This is a genomic window from Caballeronia arvi (assembly GCF_001544695.2).
GTDB classification, from domain to species: Bacteria; Pseudomonadota; Gammaproteobacteria; order Burkholderiales; family Burkholderiaceae; genus Caballeronia; species Caballeronia arvi.
In genome coordinates this window covers 22,505-40,877 of record NZ_FCOM02000054.1, presented here as the reverse complement: position 1 = coordinate 40,877, position 18,373 = coordinate 22,505, and the positions used below count along the sequence as shown (strand labels likewise).

The window sequence follows — 18,373 nt, the reverse complement described above, 5'->3', positions numbered from 1 at the left end:
TCGCTCCCGAGACCATCGCTCGCCTGAAGTCACCGCTCGACTGCGTACAAGCCGACGAAGAGATGGACGAGGTGGCAGACGCAAAGTCTGAAGTACGTGAGCCTGCCTCGGCCCTCAACGTCGGCCAACAACCCTCTCTTGAAGTTCGTTCGTCTGAGGACGTGGAAATGCCAAAGAAACCAGCCGGCGGCTCGCCCATAGCAAGCAGGAATAGTGAGCGCGAGATGGCCAAACAGCCAAGCCGGGGTGCTCCCCTCAAAGGTGCACCTTCGAAATCCAGAGCATCTCAAAAATCGACTCAGCAACACGCACTGCCCTTGAACGACGGCGCCGATGTCGAAAGCATTCGACGCGCTAACCTTCACGTGCTGACGACCCGCAACGGATCGAAAGTAAGACTGGGTGTGGTCATGGCGTTGAGCGGGTCCAACATGGCCCATCGCCTACACGGCAAGAAGCGCATGGACGATGCCGAAGCGAGCCGGTTCACCGAGCGCCTCGGCTTGCCAGTCGGCTGGCTCGATACACCGCGCTCTGAAGCCGAGATTCCGGAGTCGGTGTCACGTTTGCTGACTCCTGCTGCGCGGGGTCGCGCATCCGTTCAACACGTCGAACCGCCTGCGCTCGCAACTCAGAATAGTGTGCCAAGGAAGCGTGCCGCAGCGAAGGCGCGCTCTGGGAGCACTCATCTTACCGACCGCGCCGATACGCACAGCTCAACCGTGTCGGCAGATATGCTGAGAGAGGAAGAGACGATCGCGGTCGTCCCGCAAGATCAAGCTGGTGATTCTCCCAGCGAGCTGGCTGGTCACTCGTTTGACGAAAGCGAGCGGTATGTCCCGTCCGCCTCAACGTCTGCGATTGAGCCACCGCCCACCCCCGCCCTACCCCAGCGAAAAGCTGTATCGCTCCCCTCCCCTTCCGTGACCAGCCTGGACAATCTTCTCGGTATCGAGCCGATCGCTGAAGCCTTGATCAAGACGCTAGCAGGCAAAGCACGTACGGGTCGATTGGACGAGTTGAAAGCGCTGGAGCTTTTGCAGCAAGCGATCTCGCTGTGACTCCGAGGCCGGGGGCCGACAGTTATCGCAATGCGACGTCGCGTCTGGCGCGCGGCGCGCGGCGCACGGCGCACGGCGCGAGCGACGAGTCCGCTCTCTTTTGACCGACGATTCAGCAAGCCTGAATGCTTGCCCCATCAAGCCCGCGCCGCTTGCCGCCACGGCGCTGAGTAGATGGTCGAGTTGTCGTATCGATCTGGTGTCGACACGGGACTGTGACTCAGTGGTCAAGAAACTGCCGGAGCTTGTCTGCGCGACTCGGGTGCATCAGTTTTCGCATCGCCTTGCTTTCGATCTGCCTGATCCGTTCGCGCGTCACGTCGAATTGCTTGCCAAGCTCTTCGAGCGTGAAGTCGGACGGAGTATCGATGCCGAAACGCATCCGCAGTACCTTTGCTTCACGCGGCGACAGCGCATCGAGCGCTTCGTCGATCGCATCGCGCAGGTTCGCGTGCACGGCCGCGTCCGCGGGTGACGCCGCCATCGGATCCTCGATCATGTCGCCAAGCGTCGCATCCGCGTCCTCGCCCACCGGCATCTCGAGAGACACCGGTTGCTTGGCGACCTTCAACATGGCGCGAATCTTCTCTTCGGTCGACTCCATGCGCTCCGCCAATAATGCTGGATGCGCCTCTTGCCCGGTCTGTTGCAGAATCTCGCGTGAAATCCGATTGAGCTTGTTGATCGATTCGATCATATGCACCGGCACGCGAATCGTGCGCGCCTGGTCCGCAAGCGAACGCGTCACCGCTTGCCGAACCCACCATGTTGCGTAGGTGGAAAACTTCCAGCCGCGTCGATATTCGAATTTATCGACCGCTTTCATCAGGCCGATATTGCCTTCCTGAATCAGATCCAGAAAGTGCATCCCGCGGTTCACGTACTTCTTCGCGATCGAGATCACGAGGCGCAGGTTCGCCTCGATCATCTCGCCCTTTGCCTGCCGCATTTTCGACTCGGCCGCCATCATTTGCCGATTGATTTTCTTCAGTTGTTGCAGCGGCAAAGCGGCGTTAGCTTCGATCTCGATCAGTTTTTCCTGCTCCGCCTGAATCGCCGGCAGACTGCGCTCGAGCGCGGCGCCATACTTGTTCGACGCCATTGCCACGCGTTCGGTCCAGCCAAGATCGGTTTCATGCTTGGGAAACGACTCGACAAACTTCTCGCGCGGCATCCCGCATCGGTCGACGGCAATTTGCAAGACACGGCGCTCGATCGCGCGCACCTGCGCGACCTGCTCTTGCACGTCCGCGCAGAGCCGATCGATGGTTCGCGCCGTAAAGCGAATGGGTGCCAGCTCGCGCTGCATTGCCTCACATACCTGTGCGAAGACCACGACGTCCTCGCCTCGCATCGCGTCGCCGCGCGGAAGTTGAGCGAACAACTCGCGCACACGCGCAAAAATGGCAAGGCTGTCGGCGGTGAGCTGTTTCAGGCGGGCTTCATTTGCCTTTGCCGGATCCTCTTGCTCGGCCGCGCCGCATTCATCGACTGCTTCGTCGTCCGCCTCATCGCCCTCTTCGTCGCCTTTCTCCTCATTGCGGTCATTGCTATCGGCGGCGTCCGCGGTGAGCTCAGCCGAATCAGTTGAGTCCGGGACCCGTGCATCGGCTGCGGCAGCGTCTTCATTGAGACCGTCAACCAATTCGTCGATGCGCAGTTCACCCGCCTCAATTTGATCCGCACTCGAAAGGATCGTGGAGACCGTTGCCGGACAGGCCGCAATAGCCTGGATCATTTCGTGAAGGCCACCTTCAATGCGTTTCGCAATCTCCACTTCACCCGCGCGCGTCAGCAACTCCGTCCCGCTCATTTCGCGCATGTACATACGCACGGGATCGGTGGTGCGGCCGAACTCAGAGTCCACCGTGGCGAGGGTGACTTCTGCTTCCTCGTCAGTCTGATCGTCCGACATGGCAGTTGGCGTGGCGTCGTTCAGGAGCAGCGTCTCGGCATCCGGCGTCTGCTCATAGACCGCCACGCCCATGTCGTTGAAGGTGCTGACAAGGGTTTCGATCGCAGCGGTCTGCGCGAAGTTGTCCGGCAAGTGATCGTTGATTTCTGCATGAGTCAGGTAACCGCGCGTCTTGCCCAACTGAATCAGCGCGCGCATCTGGCGCTGCCGCTCTTCATCCTGCGACGCTGAGGACACCGCGTCCATCGGCGGCAGCAGTGCAGCAGCATTTCCCTTCGGCCCACGTCGGCCCGGAGTCTTCGGCGCGAATGTGGTCGTAGCAGACTCAGGAACCTCACGATCAAAACTTGTCATGCATTCTCCTTGGCAGAGGTGCTCGGCGATGGCGAGACCGGCGGCTGAGTGCCTCGGGGCCGGCGCGTCACAGACATTCAAGGGCAGAAGGCCGACGCGATTTGTAGTATCGCAACGAGCGGGGACGCGGCCCGCTTACTCAGCAGGCCGGATGAAATGGCTCAATCAAGAGACAGTGCAATTGGAGCGCTGCCTAAAATTATAGCATAAATTGTTGCAACGCAGCAATTCATGCTATCCGACCTATCCTCCTGCACCAGCGCGGCAAGGGCCACAGACCCGCGCTCGAGCAACCGCTAGGATGCTTTGACCTCCGCATGACGCGGAATTCCTCTCGATGTCCTTTGCCGCATGCCGTCTCGCCGCCGCCCCTCTTCCGGTTCTCCCGCGCCATCGCGAAAGCCACTCACGAAAGCCATGTTGCTTCCGATGCCCGAATGCGCGGCGCGGGAAATCTCGCTGGCGAACCATCTGGGCTTCGTCGCCTGTAGAAGCGGCGCTGGCTCCGCGTACCTTTTCAACGAACTGATTCGGCTCGTCTACCTCAGCTTCTACGTTCAGGACGCTGGATTTGGCGACACGGACTTGATGATTTACGCACGGGTCGAGGCCGCAATTGAGCGCAGTCTGAAGCGCGCCGAAAGCGGGCGCGCCTGGATGCTCGATGCCGTGGACCTCCCGCTTTTCGAGGCGTTGCTGCGTGAGTCTGATCGTCAACTCGCGCACGCGCCGCGGCATGTTCATATTGGCGCACGCGAAAGACTCGAACGCTTCGCCACGAGCGGGCGGGCCTCCCCGCTGCGCGCCACGAGACCCGGCAGCCGTCCGTGACGGTCGATGACAGGTTCGGCATGAGGTTGCTTCAGGGCCTCATCGCTTCGACCACGGTCGAAGGGCAATCAATCGCAGATGGAACAGGGGGATGACTTCAGGCGCGCGCGGGTAAGCGATCGTCAGCGTTTCGCGGAATCATCATCGGCGCGTGTCCGGGTGGACGACCTCAACGTCGACGGTCCGGCCGTCGTCGCCGAACTCTCGCCCCTGCCGACGCAGCGCGCGTGTCTTCCACCAGAAATAGCCGAAGACGATCGTGCCCACGCCAAACAGTACGGCGAGCGGCACCATCGACAGCATCGCGGCCGCCACGAGCACGATCGCGCTCAGAAACATGGCGAGTACTCGGGCGAACCATTCTGAGCCGCCGGTCTGATTCTTCTCGTAAGTCACGCGCCGTCGCGGGGGTCTGCCGTTCTGCATCTTTCGTCTCCCTGTCTCGGTTCGTCGACGACTTAAAGCAGGTCGGCCGTCGTCCTTCGCTTTGAATCTGAAATGCGGACGTCGTCGGTGCAACGGCACATGCGTTAATCCGCGAACTTCGGTCTGGACTGGACCACCGCATCACGTCGGGAATCCGCCGGCAGGCGTAGAAACGTCAGATTGCGGCGGACGGGGTCGGTGTGCCCGAGCGCTTTGCCGCCACGAGCCGGCAACGTCTCAAGCGAGACAAACGCGTTCACACGCGAGGCGATCAGCGCACGAGCGAAGGAGACGGTCCGCACTGATCACAGCGGACTCATCGTAGCCGCGCCGTCAAGTTTTGCGAGAAGTGCCCAGTACGCCACGCGTTGAGGGTCCGCACTTCGCTATTGCTGGGCTTGCGAATGAGGCGAGCACCGATGATTGCTGGCCGAGAAGGCGACGTCCAGTTGAGGTATCAAACGCTACAGAACATATGTCGTTTAATACGATTCGCGAGTTTTCCGCCGTTTGATGATCAGGATCGAGGTCGGAGGCAGGTTCGAAGCGCGTTCGTGCCCCAACGTCGTGAAACAACTCACCGTTCACAGGACCGTTCTGTACGGATACACCTAATAATCAATAAGATAGCGCGAACTCTGAAACGATGACATATGTTTCACGGCTCAACAAGAAGTGAGGGTTTCTCACTTTTTCGCCCCTTCCCCTTCACTGCTTTTTGGCTTCGGTCGAACGCCTTTCCTGCGTCTGCCGTGCCAACGCCCCGACAACCGCGCCATCGCCGGGGCGCGACGATTTAGGCTGGCTTGATGTTCGCCGCCTGTTTGCCCTTCGGCCCCATCTTCTCGTCGAACGTTACCTTCCGTCCTTCCTTGAGCGTCTTGAAGCCCTCAGCGCGGATTTCCGAGAAGAGAGAATAGCGTCGCTCCTCGCGGACGCCGGACGCTATCTTGATCGGCCATTGTCAGTAATGCAACTGAGCAAAAAGCCCTCGGCTCCTGTGTCTCGGTGGCGTAGGTGGAAAGGTGACGGTGCATTGCAGGCAGGCTGTCCACAGGTGAGTGCGCGGCCCTATCCCTCTAATGGGGCTTATCAGGCTTGAGCGAAATCGCTTATGCCTCCCTTGCCGGACGCCTACGGTGCCCGAGGTCGCCTGGAAGACGTTTGTTGCACGCACGCAAGCCATTGTTGCGGCCGCCCGCGCGGTGGTCGATCAAGTGGTGAACTTCGAGATTGCGCTCTTGCTTATCCACAGGAATGAAGACTATCGCTGATAGAGGCCGCGCCGCATCTCGACAAAGTTTGAGTGCCCTCTTCCGGACCGCAACGGTTTTGCGGGCCTCTAAACGCGTCCGTTCGACGTTCGCCGCGGCTGCTGAAGTGAACGATGCGTCGTCCATTTGTGCCATCCTGCCATCGACCCTCCGTGCGAATCGATCGGGAAACCAGTTCGCCCGCACCCTTGGCTGCTACACCTGCGCTGCTGTCGTGACGGCCTACCTTATCGAAAGCGAGATCGGCGTTGCGTGTTTTGCTTTCCAGCGGAAACCGAGCGCGGCCATCGCGTGTCCGGCATTGCGCGCTAGCAGACCGAGATCTCGAACGTCAGCGTCCTCCGTTGAAGGTCCCGCAACCAAACATTTTCCCTCAGCCCTCGGGGCCCTGTGCCCGACAGACAGCCCGTTATCGATTCACGCCGCTCGCGCACTCGCTTCGCTGCGATAGGTCGCTTCGGACGCGTCGACCGCCCTCCTGCAAGGGAGTTTTGGAATGCCAGTCGCGCTCACGTTCCCAAGCCACTTGCTGAATCCTATGGATTAAGTCGGTAGGTGAATTTTCATCGAAGCGAGTCGTCCGGCGGCGCCCAACATTGGCAGCGATCCTCGGCCACTCGTGTGCGAGGAGCTCCCGCTCGCGATGCTCAAACTGCCAATTCACGGTCGTCGGCACTGTGTTATGCGCCCGCTCCGCGTACCTTGAGCAACTGACGCAGACCCGCAATGTGGTCGCGCACCGCACCGGTGACCAGCTGCTTGGGAGCGGTCACCGGGACGTTGCCGGACTGCTTCTCGCCCAGCGCCTGCTGCTGCGCGTAGGCAAAACGTTCGAGGTCGAGGGCGGTCGCCGGACGGAGTTTTCCGGCCTTGAGCGCGGCGGCGAACGACGGCATCCAGCCGGCGGCCTGTCGTCCGACGCGCTCCGTAACGCTGAAGATCGTCAACGCATCGCCACCGGCGCCGATCACGAACTGGCGCGCGTTGTCGACGTCGATGAACGCTCGACCGGCGTTTTGTTGGGCGATAGTTTGGGCATCCGTGTGCGCCTGAGTGCGTGCTTGCTCGCCATGAAGCTCGGCGTGACGGCGACGCACGATGAGCGCGAAATCGACGGGATTGCGGAGCAGTGCGCGCAGGTAATTGATCGGCGCCTTGGCGAGCTTCAGGTAGTCCCAGGTGGCGTCGACGACGTCCGACAAGCGCTTGCCGTGCTCACGCGCCTCGCGCATGAGCTTGAAGATCAAGAAATCAAAAAGACCCAGGGTGCGCAGGCGCTGAAGGTCCGCAGGCAGTTTGCCCGGTTGTCTCTTTTGAAAAACAGAAGGGCTTAGATCCTTATATATTCCACCGTCTGCCACATTGGCAGACGGTACAGACAAAGAAGACTTGGCCGATGCGGTTGTGGTTGATAAGGGCGGCTGGGCGGGTTCGTTCATATGCGCGTGTGAAGGCTCAATGAGGCCGAGGAGACTCGCGGCATGTTCGGTGAGATGAAGGTAGGCGCGACCAAATAACCCGGCTTCGACATAGCGGCCCTGCGGGCGGCGCTCGATGAGTCCGGCGATCTCGAGATCGTCGAGACTGCGATAGAACGTCCGCATGGATTGCAGCGCGCGGCCAGTCAACAGCTCACGGCGCGCGAAGATTGCCCCGAATGGTTTGGCAACGTCGACGGTCCGCGCGAGGGCGGAGAGGACGGCGCGGGCGCGCGGTGGAATCTGTTCAATGTGCGCGGCGCGAAACGCCGCCCGGAAGATGATCCAGGGCAAGTTAGTGGAGTCACAGCGAAAAGCGGTGAGGGCGGCCGAATCTTCGGGGTGTGCTTCACCCTCGCCAGCAACGAAGCGTTGCGCGATAGACATGTCGAGCGGTCCATTTCAGTGAATGGATGGGTTTCGCTTGACTGTCGATCTTGTTGCGCTACACTCCGGGATGTCTGTAGTCCCTTTCCAGTTTCCAGCTGGGGAGTAGTGCGGCAAGGTTTCCAGCCAAGCCCACATTCGCAAAGGCCCTCAGTTTCCAGCTGCGGGCCTTTGTCTTTGTAGCTTTAAATTCTTTTCATTCTGCTCTCCGTCGACGCCTGCGTAGTACGAAGTTATTGAAAATCAATGGGTTACGACTTCTGAGTTTGTGCCAGCTGCTCAAGATGTTTGCGGATCGCGTCACGAACGGAGTTTGCGATTTCCTCCGATTGAAATTCGATCCGCATGATGTTTTTTGCACTGCGGACGTCGCACCACGTCGTCTTGCCAGAGCGGATCTTGAAGTTCGTCGCTGCTGGCGCCGCTTTCTTGGTTTCGGCGGAGGCTCGCGCATACTTAACGGCCTGTGATTGGTCGAATTTCCTATCCGCAAGGCGTCGGACCGCCTCAAGCACACGGTCGCTCTTTCCGGTCTCAGCAAGAATCGCCAACTCGGCTGCAGCGTTCGCTCCCAGCAGCGCCATATTCACTTCAAGAATTTCCCGAGCTTCCTGCGGAAGGCGTTCGAAGGACAGCAGAGCACTAATATGCGACGGACTAATCCCCACATGCTCGGCGACCGAAGCTTTGCTAAGTTCCGGATGTTCCATCTGAAATCGCTTCAACCCAACGTATTTTTCATAGTCGGTAAGGTCAGACTGCATCAAATTCGCGAAGAAGGCTCCTTCATCGGCCTCTTCAGCTGTTGCCTCTCCCAGCACACAACGAATGGTTTCGCGGCCTAGCTCACGATACGCATCGCTTCGATGGTGTCCCGAGATAATTTCGAATCCGCCTTCTGCGCGAGGCAGGACAACTACTGGATGGATGAGCTTGTTGTGCCGCAGGTTGTCGCGCAATTCGGCATACTTCTCTGGAGCCATGTATCTGCGCCGGCCCGGTACCTCATTTAGTTCGGTAAGAGGCACATCTACGGCGCCCCCCATCTGCTTTGCTTCGTGCAACTCCTTTTTTAGGCGGTCAATTTCGTCCTGCTGTTGTTCCGACTTCGCCTGGAGGTGCATCAATTGACCGGGGGCGGTACGAGGTGTCGTCGCCGCTCGATTCTGTGCCTCGTCTGCCTCCTCATCTGTGAGGCGTATATTCGCGGCCTTGGAGGCAAAATTCTTCATGCTCATGATGCGTTACTCCCTTTCTGCCATAGAGCCGAGACGCGATCATCAACGCGATCGACAAACTGGTCACAGGGCGTCCGGATCCGCCGCAGTGTCTCGGCGCCGCCTTCATACGTGCTAATGTCATAGACGGTCGCGAACCGCATATTCGTATTGCGCGCCACATCGGTTTCTGGAATTTCGACAGGGATGACACGGTTACCGTAGAGTTGGCTAATCCACGATTGGACGGCCTTGGCCGCTGGCTTCGGTGTCATGCGTGTGATAAGAATGTCGAGGAAGTCGAATTCTTTGCGCGACTGTTCTCCGCGTGCTGCCATGCCTGTCACTAGATCCGAAAACAGGTGCCAAAACTGCACCATCGACGCGAACGATAAAACGTCAGGCACTACGGGCACAATTACCCCGTCCGCTGCAAAGATTGCATTGATGGTCAAATAACTTAGCGTCGGTGCCGTATCCAAAATGATGTAGTCGTACTTGTCGCGCAGAGCTTCAATTCCCGCGTGAAGTACATTTTCGAACCGCTCGCCGCGCGCGCCCGCCGATGCGCGCGCGGGCAGCATGAACTCAGCATTAAAGAGCTCAGTGGACGAAGGGATCAGGTCCAAGTTGGGCCAGTAGGTCTCTTGAGGAAGGGTACGCATATCAAACTCGTCACCCTTCAAGTACGCCTCGATCAAAGGCATGATCGTCTGCGAAGCGTCGACTTCTGCGTGCGGGTTGATCCCGTACAGCGTGGTCGCACTTCCTTGCGGGTCAAGATCTATGTGGCAAACACGCCGACCACGACGCATCGCCAGCCCCTGTGCAAGGACTGTCGACATCGTGGTTTTGGTCACACCACCTTTGAAGTTGGCGACCGCAATAATTTTGCCGGGCCCCGATCGAGGTGTTGGAGCAAGCTCGGCCCTAACCCATTGAACAGCCTCTTCCACAGCGAACTGACGCGGCGAGCCTCGACGCGTTTGTTTACCTTGAGGCAGCTCACCTTTTTTGAGCATATAGGCCATCCGTTGGACGTCGATCCCGCACATCTCCTGGACCCGCGCCGAGCTGAGCATTGGGGGAACCTTCCTTGGAAAAGGTTCGAGTAGCTCGTCGCGGATCTTCTGCAACATGAAGTCGGACAATCCAGCGAGCTTGATAAGATCTTCTGGCGTAGTCTTACCCGGGTTGGCGAGGTCTAAGTCCATGGTCCACTTTTCATCGTTTGGAATTATTCTATCGGCAAGAGAGATTTCGGTCTGACCGATAGAATCAAGAGGGACTTTAGACGTCTAGTGCGGTAAACGCAAGTTAACTTTGCGCCGCTCGAATCGCGGAGCGCCTTGTACGGCGGGTGGCCAGGAAGGCTTTCGCGAAAAAACGTTAAGTGTGGAACAAAAGCGTCGACGTGAAACAATCCTTGACCCGAGGCAGATAGGGACGCTGAGTGTTCGCCTGTCGAACATGGATGCCGCGATCGACATCCAAAAGGCAGATCTGGTCGTGGGCCTCGAAGCTGCTTAATCACGCGGCCGAAATCGTTTTGGGATATCGCAGCGAGATGCGCCAAGTAACTTACCGGCATCGTGGGGCTCTCGTCGGCGCAAACTATTGCAGTGGCGCTGCCGACCTCGCGCAAGGCTTACACGAAATTTTTATTTTGAAGCTTGTGCGTTTCGCACGCGGAGCATTGATAGCACGAGTTGGACGACCGGCGAAAAGTCCTGTCCGGCTGTAATAATTTCGTCGGCGTAAGCAGCTTCAACTGAGAACTCGAAAACAAAGCGACTGCCGCACTGGCTGCGGCTTTTGCGCACCTTTAGGCTTACCTGCGATTCCTCTTTGGTCCCTAGGAGATGTGCGACGATCTTCTCCGCGGTGCGTCTTTTTGGCTTTTGCAGCAATTCTTCCGCGCGACGGACCATCTCGGCCGTGCCGATGACCTCGTGGACGTGGAGAAGAACATCGCCAATTGCGTTAATGAGTATTTTTCCGTCGAAAAGCTGCAACACTTGTGCAGGGAGCTGCGACACCGCCACTGCCCGCTTGAGGTGCGATTTACGCCAGCCCAGCGCTTCGGCCGCTTCGGTTATCGAATCCCACCGGCCTTCGGACACTCCGTTTTCGTACATAGCCGCCAGCACAAGAGGGGAGCTGGTTTTCGACCGACGTTTCAGCGCAACGGGCTCCTGGCCATCTAGCAGCTTGACGATTTGATGCCACGTCAGGCCGCGAGCATCAATGAGCCGGGCGCGGTCCTCAAGCGCATGGGGTCCGTATTTTCTCGCAAGGCTCACGAGTTCTCGCGCCGTGCTACTCCATATTCCCGCGACTTGGAAGAGTGAGAGCACAGGAGGCGGCAGTTTCGACACGCCAATGGCCCGGCTTAACTCTTCACGGCTCACACTCGGCGTCAGATGGCCTAGTGCGGCGAGAGCTTCTTTCTGAGAAGTCCACTTCTCCCTCGCAAGACCTGAGAAATAGAGTTCAGCGAGCAGCAGCGGATTTCGCGCGATCGGACGTCCTTCTACGGTCTGCAAGACTTACGCTCCATGTTTTGTTCGTTTTCATTGTCACAGATCGCGGCGCGTTGCAATCCGCCGAAAGAGCGCCTTTTTCCTCAGCTTTTCGACCGTCGGTACCGTGCAAAACGGGAGGTGATACTCGCCGAGACGTTGTGGTTCTGTCATACGCTCCCTGTTTGTTAGGCTTTTTCGCGACTAGCGGAAACAATTCGCCGAAGCGAGGACTTTCCGAAAGCTCTTCAAGTGGAACTCACAGCCGTTGCAGGCGCGCTGCTCGAGCGGTTGAGAGCGACGAATGGCTAATCCGACAACGCCTCCGACTTCATCACTGCTCTCAAGCGGCAGTCTTCGGCCGTTGCCGTTCCTATGGAGCTAATTACCCGCCGAAGGGACCAACAAGTTGTGGGATGACGTCCTCGCGAGCGAGCCCGAGCGAGCCAAGACAATTTCAATGTCCACTTTCACGCGCCAGGGTCTAGATGCGCTGGCACTGACCTCTGATTCACAACTGCGGCGGAGTGGTCAGTCCTCCTGTAAAGCGGAAGGGCGTTGCATCCGTGCGATAGGTAAACAGTGAAAGTCAAAGAGACAACCGCTGCGGCTCTTCGAAAAGCTCAAAGGAGGCGCGCTTCCGCGCGAATTAGCTTGGCTTGCAACCGCTGAGTTGTTCACTCCACTCGACATTTGTTTGAGGTTGACCCGGGGAAAAGGCACAAACTCTCCGACGGTGTGGCGCATGTATCGCCTCAATTGACTCGGGAAAGACGCTCAACCAGTTCGCTTATTTGCGTGCGCTGTTGCATGGGACCGTCGATTTTCGCGTTCTTGAAAAGCGAACGTGAGACGGAAGCTTAGCTGCTACTGAGCGCGTGCATGGAGCCGCAGAGGAATACGCGTTAGTGGAGAAAGTTCTAGCGTTGTAGGAAGAAGCTTCCAATCCGACTGAGGCGACGTTCGGACCAGTTGAAGAACCCGGACTGGTGGAATTGGCGCCGGACGGTCGATCAAGCTCGCCATAGACCATTGCAGCGGTCGTTCACGGATCTTTGCGGCCAACTGCGTAAGGTAATCACTCGCGGGCGGGCGACGACGCGCCGTACAACTTCGCCCGACGTTACTCCGCAATCGTATGTTGACCACGCATAGTCCGTCCTCGGCTCCTTGAAGAAAACGCTAGCGCGGCTTGCGCCGATGAGCATCAAACCACCATAGAGCTATCTGGGTAGCTCGGATGCCAAAATGTAAAGTCCACTAACTATATGATCTGTATAAGCAAATTCGCGCGCGGAAAACGTGACATTTAGCGCAAAACGCCAGATTGGCACACGGGACCGCTCTTTTCCGGCTACGGTGGGCTTCCGGAAGAGGTCATGGTTAGAGCACAGCCGAAACTTGCCTTGGTCTGGAAAAGCTCGCAAAAAACTGCGTCTTTGTCCCGTGACAGAGCTACCCAGGTAGCTCTCGCGTAGTCGCGAGGACGCAGTGCGCGCAACGTCGCGTCATGTTCTGCAAAGGCGCACAAAACACATCGCCTTTCGGGGAAAAAAAGGACGTTCGCGCTGTTTCAATGGTAGCCATTCAACAAGGGTTGCCATGCCTCTCTTCAAAAACAAACGTCGCGCCGCGCTTTCTACGGCTCCGGGCATGTACGCGGAGGAAGATCCGAGCAAGGTCATCTTCGAGACCAGTACTCGACTCAAGCTCGAAGCAAACCGCTGGATGCTCATCGCGTTCGGTCTCGCGTTCGTAGCGGCGGGGGCAGTTTGGACGCGCCAGCCGCCGCCGTCGGTGACCCGCGTCGTTGGAGTCTCGGCCGACGTCGGCGGCCATCCCATTGTCACCGAGCTCGTGGCCTACAAGCCTGACTCGCAGGCGGTCCGCACGACCGTCAAAGACATGGCCGTGCGATGGTTCACGATGGAGCCCGTACTGACTGATCGGCTCGAGACCTCACGGATGACCGCCAACATTAATTCGGTGAAGGCCCAGATGATCGGCGCGGCGACGGGCCAGTTCCGCGACTGGCTCAAGCTGGACGCGCCGTTTCAGGCGATTACGACGAATCCGAAGCTGATCCGCGAAGTGGACGTGCGCAACATCGCGTTGCTGGAGGATTCGACGGTGCTCGTGGAGTTCACTACGACAACTTCACAGGCTGGCTCCGTTGGCAAACCCGAGGTCAAGCAGTTCGCGTTGACCTTGCGCTATCAGATCGTCGTGCCTACAGCTGATCAAGCGCTCACGTCGAACCCCTTCGGCATTTACATTCCGTTCTTCCGCCTCGAGCGGACCGCATAAGCATGACGGCTACCAAGTTCAATACAGGGCCGGCCATCGGCTTGTGCCTCCTCGCTGCATGGGCCTCGCTCGCGGCACCCGCAGCCCAGGCGAAGAAAGCGTCGAGCGAACCTGGCGTGATGAACGCCGCGATGATTGCGGGCGACCCGATGAGCCCGATCAATCCTTTCAATGGTGGTGCTGATCCGCTGACGATGCCGGGCGATGCTCGCATTGGCGTGTTTCCGTATAGCCGCGACCAGATCTATCGTGTGCTCACCGCGCCCCTGAAACTCACAACCATCGAACTGGAGAAGGGCGAAAAGCTGATCGCCGATCCCGCGATGGGCGACAGCGTTCAGTGGGAGATCGACGACGACAAGATGAACCATGTTTTCATCAAGCCGCACAAGGCTGATCTCGTCAACACACTGCATCTGACGACGAACCTGCGCGAATACGACTTCACGCTGATCGCCTCGCCGGCAGGCGGCATGTTCTACCAGACCGTGCGTTTCCAATATCCGCGCGCCCTGATGGCCCGGGCTGGCGCGCGCGACGATGCCAGCGGCACGGTCGGTAATGGCGGTCGTGGCGGCGTCGATTCCGGCAGCATCAGTGTGGCTCCAGACAAGCTGAACTGGGACTACAGCGTCGACGGCCGGGCCGAATTCACGCCGGAGACTGTATTCGACGACGGTCACGCGGTCTGGATGCGTATGCCCGCGAAGGCACAAGAGTGGCCGGTGCCGTTCATCCTCGATCACGGTGATCGCGTTGTCGCGAACTTTATTCGTCGTGGCGATTTCCTCGTTCTTCAGCGTTTGGCTGATGAGATCGTGTTGCGTTCGGGCAAGGATGAAGTCACGGTGACGCGCGGCCGCCGCCGGATCTTAGGGGTGTTCTGACCGTGGCCAAGAAACCCGATTCGGCCGCCCCCAGTGCCGAGCAAGAGGAGCTCGTCAAAGGCAAGACGCCGCGCAATGCGATCATGAGCATCGGCATTCTTGCTGCAGTCGTGATTGGTGGTCTGGGCTTTTACTACGAGCTGCAGGCGACCAGCAAGGCGGATGAAGAGGCCCGGGTCAAAAAGGCGACGGCGCTGAAGAGCAGCACTGAGGCACCTGCTGCGAACAGCAACGACATCGATCAGATGATCCGTCAGCAGCGCGAAGCCGCAGCCGCTGAGGCGGCCGCTCGCGCGGCATCCGACGCAGCAGCTGCGCAGAAGGCACCGGTCAAGCCGATGCTCATCGGCGCAGACTTTAAGGATGAGGTCGACAAGGGCGGCGATACGCGAGACCTGTCGCGCCGCGCCGCTCAGGATGCGATCTACACCGCGTCAGTTTTCAAGCAAGCCGGTTCCTCGCGCAACGCGACGCAAGCCGCCGGCGTTTTGCCTGCCGGTGTTCCATCGTTGGAAGAGGTTCGCGCCGCTCGCGCGGCAGCGGGCAGTGCAGGCGCGGATGCCCTTGCGCTAGCGCTCGCGAAGCAAGGTCAGGCGCCTGAAGATCGCGATCGCGCTTTCCTGAATGATGCGGCCGCTCGCGGTGGCATCGAGCGAACGACGTTCAATGGACGTTCGACGGGCTGCACGCTGACGCCGCCGCACACGATTCACGTCAAGACTGTCGAAGGGCTGAACTCGGACAAGCCGGGCCGGGTCGCGCTCATGGTCGATGAGGATGTGTGGGACAGCTTGCGGGGTGACTGTCTGATGATCCCAAAGGGGTCGTTCATCAACGGTATGTACAGCGCCGACGTCAAGGTGGGACAGGAACGCCTGTTGGTCGCATCGACCAGTCTGCGTCTGCCGAACGGCAAAAACGTGCCGCTCAACGGCATGCAAGGCGCTGATCAAAACGGCTTTGCGGGCTTCTCCGGCGACGTGAACAACCACTTCCTCAAGATCTTCGGCGCGGGATTCATCACGGCGATCTTGCTGAAGGCCTTTGACAACGGCGCGCAGACTGCAACGACCGCGACCCCGAACGGCGTGACAACTTACGGCAGCACGGCGGGGCAGGTCGCGGCCGCGACCGCTCAGACTGTCCTGCAACGCAATCAGAACATACCGCCGACCATCACGGTCGACCCTGGCCAGAAGTTTCTGGTTCAGGTCACGCAGGACATCGTGATGGAGCCCTACCATGATTAAGGCACTGGTCACAGCTTGCGCCGCGGTTTGCACGCTCACCGCTCACGCGGCGACGATCGATTCGATCATCAGCCCGACGCGCGTGGTGCTCGATGACGGCACGAAACGCGCGATTGTCGAGTTGCCCGGAGAGCCCGTGTACGCGTGCGGATTGAAGCCGTTCCTGACGTGGGCAAGCCGGTTCGAAGGGCAGGCGATTGAGTCGGCCGCCGATGGATCCATTGCTGTCGCGATCGACGGGGCGCCGGTCAGTCTCGCCAAGTTGTTCGTGCGCGCAGGGTGGCTGCGCCCGGCGGCGTTGACCGATGACGCGCAGGCCAGCATGACCGAGCGGCGAGGCGGTTGGGCATGCGCTTCGGCGCAAGCGCCGTTCGACGCCATGCATACGTCGGTCGATCCCAAAATTCTCGTAGGGATTGCGCTCAACGAGTCCGCCTATAACGGCCGACCTTGGCCATGGACGCTCAACGTGGCCGGTCGCGGCTTCTTCTTCCGCACGCGCGAAGACGCCTATCGCGTCATTCGCTATCTGATCGGCAATGGCAGATCGGACTTCGACGTTGGTCTCTTACAGGTGAACTGGGGGTACCACTCCAAGCGTTTTGCTAGCCCCTGGGACGCGCTCGCGCCGGCGACGAACATCCGTGTCGCCGAAGACATTCTCAACGAGAACTTTCGGTTGACCCACTCCGCGGCGAAGGCGGTTGCGTACTACCACAGCGCGAATCCCGCACCTGGGCGCGAGTATCTTGCGCGCTTCGTCAAGCACCTCTCTCAAATCGAACGCGGTCTATGAAGCATACGCTTTCACTTCTCACACTGGCGCTTGTCGCGCTCACGCTCAATGCGAGGGCTGCCGGTACGGACCCGCTCGATTTCGATTATGAGATTGCTGGCAACGTGCTCGAGCGACCAGCGCTCGTTTTCAACGATGGAAGCGATACCTACTTTCAGCCGCGCGCGGGACAGGCGCTGCGCGTCGATGGCGGACACAGCCAGGGTCCGTACGTCGTCGTCGCGGGCACGCCGGAGGTGATTCACTACACGGTGGGTGGCTCCACCGCGACGGCCTACTGGAAAAAGGCCAATCGCTTTATTGGCGACAAGGCGCGTTCCGACGCCCCCCCGGCGTTTGCCGGTTTCTCAGGCCGTCTCGCGTTGATTGGCTCGCGCACCAGCCTGGAAAGCACGCGCGCGTTGAGCGCGACACTGCCGCTGTCGCAGCTGGTGAAGGCGCTCGTTCCGCAAGGGTGGACTGGCTCAGCACAGAAGGATATCGACCTGACGTCGTCGATGAGCTTCGCCACAAGCGACGGTGAGAACTGGATGCAGTCGCTGGATCGGCTTGTCGCGGCCTCCGACCTCTACGCCGATGTTGATTTCAACGCGCATCACGTGAGTCTGCGCCGCACGGCACCTCAGTCGGTCGCCGTGAACTACGTCGCACCGGCGACGGCCTCGATGGTAGCAGCACAGCCTGCTCCGTCTGCCGCAGATCCGATCGCCGAGATCGCCAAGAAAAGCGACGCCGATGTCGCAGCGCGGGCGGATTCCGTGCTCGCGGCGAAACTGGGTGCCGTCGCGATCCGCGATAGCGACGACAGTCACATTCAGATCAAGTTCATCACGAAGCCGTCGCGCGAACTCAAAGTCGCCGACGCCGACGGCAAATCGCTGCGTCCTAAATGGGACGACGCGACAAACATCCTCACGTTCAACCGCTCCGAACGCTTCTCCATCTCGAACGCCGCCGACAAGGTGGAAGTCGCGCGCGTGGCAGGGACAGTGTACGAGTTCGATCCGGCGAACAAGGCGGCCCTGCAAAGCGTGTTCGATCAGAACGGCTCGACCTTCTTCAAGTTCGCTGACACGGTCGGCAAGGTCACGGTCGCGGACGTCGCGCATATGGGTTCAGGTGAACAGAAGGGACGCTTCTACAAATTCAATGGCACTGCTGATCAATTCATTGTCAATGCTGACGGCAACGTCGTGAACGTTCTTCGCAAGCATGACGTGCGGTTCTTCGATCGGCCTGCGTCATGAACCGCGTGCTCCAGATCTCGATGCTGCTTGCCGCCGCCGGACCGATGTTGGCACATGCCGATTGCATCGATGACGCCGCGAGCTATCACCGCGTGAGCGTTCAACTGGTGCGCGCAATCGCGCAGCAAGAATCCGGCATGCGTCCCTACGTTACGAATCGCAACAGCAATGGCAGCGAGGACATTGGTCTTATGCAGATAAATTCGACCTGGTTGCCAAAGCTTTCGCGGTTCGGGATTTCGCGTCAGCACTTGTTCGATGCCTGCGTGAACGCCTACGTCGGGACGTGGATTCTTGCATCGAACATCAAGCAGTTCGGCGCGACGTGGCGGGCCGTCGGTGCCTATAACGCCGTCTCGTCGAGCAAGCAACTCGTCTACGCCAACAACATTTACCGTCGCCTGCAGCGCGCGAACTGACC

General features: G+C 59.3%; 15 protein-coding genes and 1 pseudogene. 9 read left to right on the top strand and 7 right to left on the bottom strand.

Going from position 1 to position 18,373, the window contains the following annotated elements; all coding sequences use genetic code 11:
- The first annotated feature begins 62 nt into the window (after positions 1-62).
- Positions 63-1,061 (top strand): hypothetical protein, encoded by a 999-nt coding sequence (locus tag AWB74_RS35200; RefSeq protein WP_235024796.1) that lies wholly within the window; start codon positions 63-65, stop codon positions 1,059-1,061.
- Between the two features lie 220 nt (positions 1,062-1,281).
- Here the strand turns inward: AWB74_RS35200 and rpoD are convergent, their stop codons facing one another.
- Positions 1,282-3,330, bottom strand: coding sequence for an RNA polymerase sigma factor RpoD (rpoD, locus tag AWB74_RS35195; RefSeq protein WP_061151242.1), 2,049 nt, complete (start codon positions 3,328-3,330; stop codon positions 1,282-1,284).
- A gap of 429 nt (positions 3,331-3,759) precedes the next feature.
- Here rpoD and AWB74_RS35190 point away from each other — a divergent pair, with 429 nt between their 5' ends.
- Positions 3,760-4,161: a hypothetical protein gene (locus AWB74_RS35190; RefSeq protein ID WP_087039377.1), complete on the top strand. Its 402-nt coding sequence runs from the start codon at positions 3,760-3,762 to the stop codon at positions 4,159-4,161.
- A gap of 141 nt (positions 4,162-4,302) precedes the next feature.
- On the opposite strand, the gene AWB74_RS35185 is transcribed toward AWB74_RS35190, so the two are convergent.
- Both AWB74_RS35185 and AWB74_RS35180 read right to left on the bottom strand, forming a co-directional pair.
- Positions 4,303-4,587, bottom strand: coding sequence for a hypothetical protein (locus AWB74_RS35185; RefSeq protein WP_235024795.1), 285 nt, complete (start codon positions 4,585-4,587; stop codon positions 4,303-4,305).
- A 796-nt stretch (positions 4,588-5,383) separates the two neighbouring features.
- Positions 5,384-5,500 (bottom strand): annotated as a pseudogene (locus AWB74_RS35180) (cold-shock protein); the annotation flags it as partial.
- Positions 5,501-5,726: 226 nt separating this feature from the next.
- On the opposite strand from AWB74_RS35180, the gene AWB74_RS48270 reads away from it, so the two are divergent.
- Complete coding sequence (locus AWB74_RS48270) at positions 5,727-5,861, top strand: hypothetical protein (RefSeq protein WP_268811227.1); 135 nt, start codon at positions 5,727-5,729, stop codon at positions 5,859-5,861.
- 680 nt (positions 5,862-6,541) lie between these two features.
- Here AWB74_RS48270 and AWB74_RS35175 read toward each other — a convergent pair.
- From AWB74_RS35175 to AWB74_RS35160, 4 genes are all read right to left on the bottom strand, one after another.
- A complete protein-coding gene (locus tag AWB74_RS35175; protein WP_061151240.1) occupies positions 6,542-7,726 on the bottom strand; it encodes a hypothetical protein in 1,185 nt (394 codons plus the stop codon).
- A gap of 251 nt (positions 7,727-7,977) precedes the next feature.
- A complete protein-coding gene (locus tag AWB74_RS35170; protein ID WP_061151239.1) occupies positions 7,978-8,964 on the bottom strand; it encodes a ParB/RepB/Spo0J family partition protein in 987 nt (328 codons plus the stop codon).
- Positions 8,961-10,157, bottom strand: coding sequence for a ParA family protein (locus AWB74_RS35165; protein WP_061151238.1), 1,197 nt, complete (start codon positions 10,155-10,157; stop codon positions 8,961-8,963). Before AWB74_RS35165 ends, AWB74_RS35170 begins: the two co-directional genes overlap by 4 nt.
- Positions 10,158-10,604: 447 nt before the next feature.
- A complete protein-coding gene (locus AWB74_RS35160; RefSeq protein ID WP_143749375.1) occupies positions 10,605-11,489 on the bottom strand; it encodes a hypothetical protein in 885 nt (294 codons plus the stop codon).
- Between the two features lie 1,578 nt (positions 11,490-13,067).
- Here AWB74_RS35160 and AWB74_RS35155 point away from each other — a divergent pair.
- The 6 genes from AWB74_RS35155 to AWB74_RS35130 are packed head-to-tail and all read left to right on the top strand — an operon-like array spanning position 13,068 to position 18,371.
- Positions 13,068-13,772 (top strand): type IV secretion system protein, encoded by a 705-nt coding sequence (locus tag AWB74_RS35155; protein WP_061151236.1) that lies wholly within the window; start codon positions 13,068-13,070, stop codon positions 13,770-13,772.
- A 2-nt stretch (positions 13,773-13,774) separates the two neighbouring features.
- Complete coding sequence (locus AWB74_RS35150) at positions 13,775-14,659, top strand: TrbG/VirB9 family P-type conjugative transfer protein (protein WP_061151235.1); 885 nt, start codon at positions 13,775-13,777, stop codon at positions 14,657-14,659.
- A 2-nt stretch (positions 14,660-14,661) separates the two neighbouring features.
- Positions 14,662-15,909 carry a TrbI/VirB10 family protein gene (locus AWB74_RS35145; protein ID WP_061151234.1) on the top strand — a complete coding sequence of 416 codons (1,248 nt, stop codon included), beginning with the start codon at positions 14,662-14,664 and terminating at the stop codon, positions 15,907-15,909.
- Positions 15,902-16,705, top strand: a complete 804-nt coding sequence (locus AWB74_RS35140) for a lytic transglycosylase (RefSeq protein ID WP_061151233.1) — start codon at positions 15,902-15,904, stop codon at positions 16,703-16,705. The genes AWB74_RS35145 and AWB74_RS35140 overlap by 8 nt, the downstream gene beginning before the upstream one ends.
- Positions 16,702-17,952, top strand: coding sequence for a hypothetical protein (locus tag AWB74_RS35135; protein ID WP_061151232.1), 1,251 nt, complete (start codon positions 16,702-16,704; stop codon positions 17,950-17,952). Before AWB74_RS35140 ends, AWB74_RS35135 begins: the two co-directional genes overlap by 4 nt.
- Complete coding sequence (locus tag AWB74_RS35130) at positions 17,949-18,371, top strand: lytic transglycosylase domain-containing protein (RefSeq protein ID WP_235024794.1); 423 nt, start codon at positions 17,949-17,951, stop codon at positions 18,369-18,371. Before AWB74_RS35135 ends, AWB74_RS35130 begins: the two co-directional genes overlap by 4 nt.
- Positions 18,372-18,373 lie beyond the last annotated feature (2 nt).